A 2,069-nucleotide genomic window follows, 5' to 3' on the forward strand; every position below is an offset into this window, starting at 1 on the left:
GTCCGGACGTCTGGTGAAGCTCTTGATGGATGGGCTGAGATTCGGGGCGAGGGGGTAGCGCTCCTCCTTCTCGGCTGCGGGTGAAGCCGGCGGCGAAGCTGCCAATCTCCCCCCTCGTGGGGGAGATGTCCGGCAGGACAGAGGGGGGCGCTGTCCCGCCAGCATCTCAAGTCGGACAGGCCAACCCAGCGGCAATAACAGTATGCTGGCAGACATTGTCGATGTCTCGAATGACGTCGTCGTTCCAGAACCGGAGGACCATCCAGCCATCCTGCTCCAGGCGCCTGGTTCTGGTCTCGTCAGGAATGGCGTCGTCGGCATGCTGCGATCCATCCACTTCCACGATCAGCTTCTTCTGAGGACACGCGAAGTCGACGATGTAGCCTGCGATCGGAAACTGCCTGCGAAAGCCGAGGCCCATCAGCCGGTGGCCACGGAGCTCGTTCCAGAGCTTCAGTTCAGCATCGGTCATGACTTTGCGCATCGATTTCGCGTTGGCGCGATGTCGAGGTGGGACTGGTGTATGGGCATGGGTGCATCAGACCGAGGCAGGTTCACCTGCGTTTCTACTCTACGGCGCCCCCCTCTGTCCTGCCGGACATCTCCCCCACGAGGGGGGAGATTGGCAGCTTCGGCGTCGCGCCATCTTCTCTATGCGACTGGTATTCCTCACCCCGCGGCCTAAATAGTCGGCACCACCCGTCCCGTACACCACGCTCCCTCCCAAAAGGAACCTCCCATGCCCGAACAGCTGACATTGAACGACGGCTCGACCATCCCGCAGATCGGGCTCGGTGTGTGGCAGGTCGATCCGGACATCACCGCCAAGGTCGTGCGCTGGGGGATCGAGGCCGGCTACCGGCTGATCGACACCGCCGAAGGCTACCGCAACGAGGAAGGCGTCGGCGAGGCGATCCGCGCGGCGGGCGTGCCGAGGAACGAGCTCTTCATCACCTCCAAGCTGCGCAACGGCGCGCATCAGCGCGACGCGGCATTGCGCGCCTTCGACGACACGATGCAAAAACTCGGCATCGACCGGATCGATCTTTTCCTGATCCACTGGCCGGTGCCCAGCCAGAACAAATATGTCGAGGCCTGGAAGACGCTGGTCGAGCTAAAGCAGGCCGGTCGCATCAAGTCGGTCGGCGTCTCCAACTTCAACCAGGATCATCTGGAGCGCATCATCGGCGAGACCGGCGTGACGCCCGTCGTCAACCAGATCGAGCTGCATCCGCGCTTCCAGCAGCGCGACAAACGCGATTTCCACAAGAAGCACAACATCCACATCGAGAGCTGGAGCCCGCTGGGCAGCGGCCGGCTGCTTTCCGACCCGACACTGGAGAAGCTGGCGAAGAAGCACGGCAAGTCGGTGGCGCAGGTGATCATCCGCTGGCATTTGCAGGAAGGGCTGATCGTCATCCCGAAGTCGATCCACCAGGAGCGCATCGCCGGCAATTTCGACGTCTTCGGTTTCGAGCTCGACGAGGACGATATGCAGACCATCCGTGGCCTGGATTCCGCCGACGGTCGCACCGGACCTGATCCGGCGACGGCGGCGTTTTTATTTTAGCGCTCTGATAGAAGGGAGCCGACGCCGAAACTGCTAATCTCCCCCCCCTAGTGGGGGAGATGTCCGGCAGGACAGAGGGGGGCGCCGTAGAGTAAAGACCTTGGTGAAGACCTCAGGTTCAAACGGCTCCAGCGATGACCCATACTCCTCTGCCGCCACGACACCGGGCCAATGCAAAATCGATGCGTCGCGTCATGACCGATGCCGAACTGAAGCTCTGGAACGAGCTTCGCGCACACCGGTTGATGGGACTTGGTTTCCGTAGGCAGTTTCCGATAGCAGGCTATATCGTCGACTTCGCTTGCCCGGAGAAAAGGCTTCTTGTCGAGGTCGACGGCTCGCAGCATGGCGATGGCGGCGTTGCCGAGGCTGATGCGCTGAGAACGAGACGTCTCGAAGAGGATGGCTGGACCGTCTTGCGGTTCTGGAACGACGATGTGATCCGCGACATCGACAATGTCTGCCAGCACATTGTTATCGTCGCGGATTTGGCTGATCC

The 2,069-nt window shown here is 61.5% G+C and carries 3 protein-coding genes; 2 read left to right on the plus strand and 1 reads right to left on the minus strand.

Annotated elements, in window-relative coordinates; translation table 11 throughout:
• Positions 1–166: 166 nt before the first annotated feature.
• Positions 167–484 carry an endonuclease domain-containing protein gene (locus EOA28_RS33745; protein WP_127253159.1) on the minus strand — a complete coding sequence of 106 codons (318 nt, stop codon included), beginning with the start codon at positions 482–484 and terminating at the stop codon, positions 167–169.
• A gap of 255 nt (positions 485–739) precedes the next feature.
• Here EOA28_RS33745 and EOA28_RS33755 point away from each other — a divergent pair, with 255 nt between their 5' ends.
• Together EOA28_RS33755 and EOA28_RS33760 are read left to right on the plus strand one after the other, a co-directional pair.
• Positions 740–1,570 (plus strand): aldo/keto reductase, encoded by an 831-nt coding sequence (locus EOA28_RS33755; protein WP_127253155.1) that lies wholly within the window; start codon positions 740–742, stop codon positions 1,568–1,570.
• A gap of 134 nt (positions 1,571–1,704) precedes the next feature.
• On the plus strand, positions 1,705–2,069 hold a 365-nt coding region (locus tag EOA28_RS33760), incomplete at its 3' end, for an endonuclease domain-containing protein (RefSeq protein ID WP_148671033.1).

This window comes from Mesorhizobium sp. M2A.F.Ca.ET.067.02.1.1 (genome assembly GCF_004023285.1).
Lineage (GTDB): Bacteria > Pseudomonadota > Alphaproteobacteria > Rhizobiales > Rhizobiaceae > Mesorhizobium.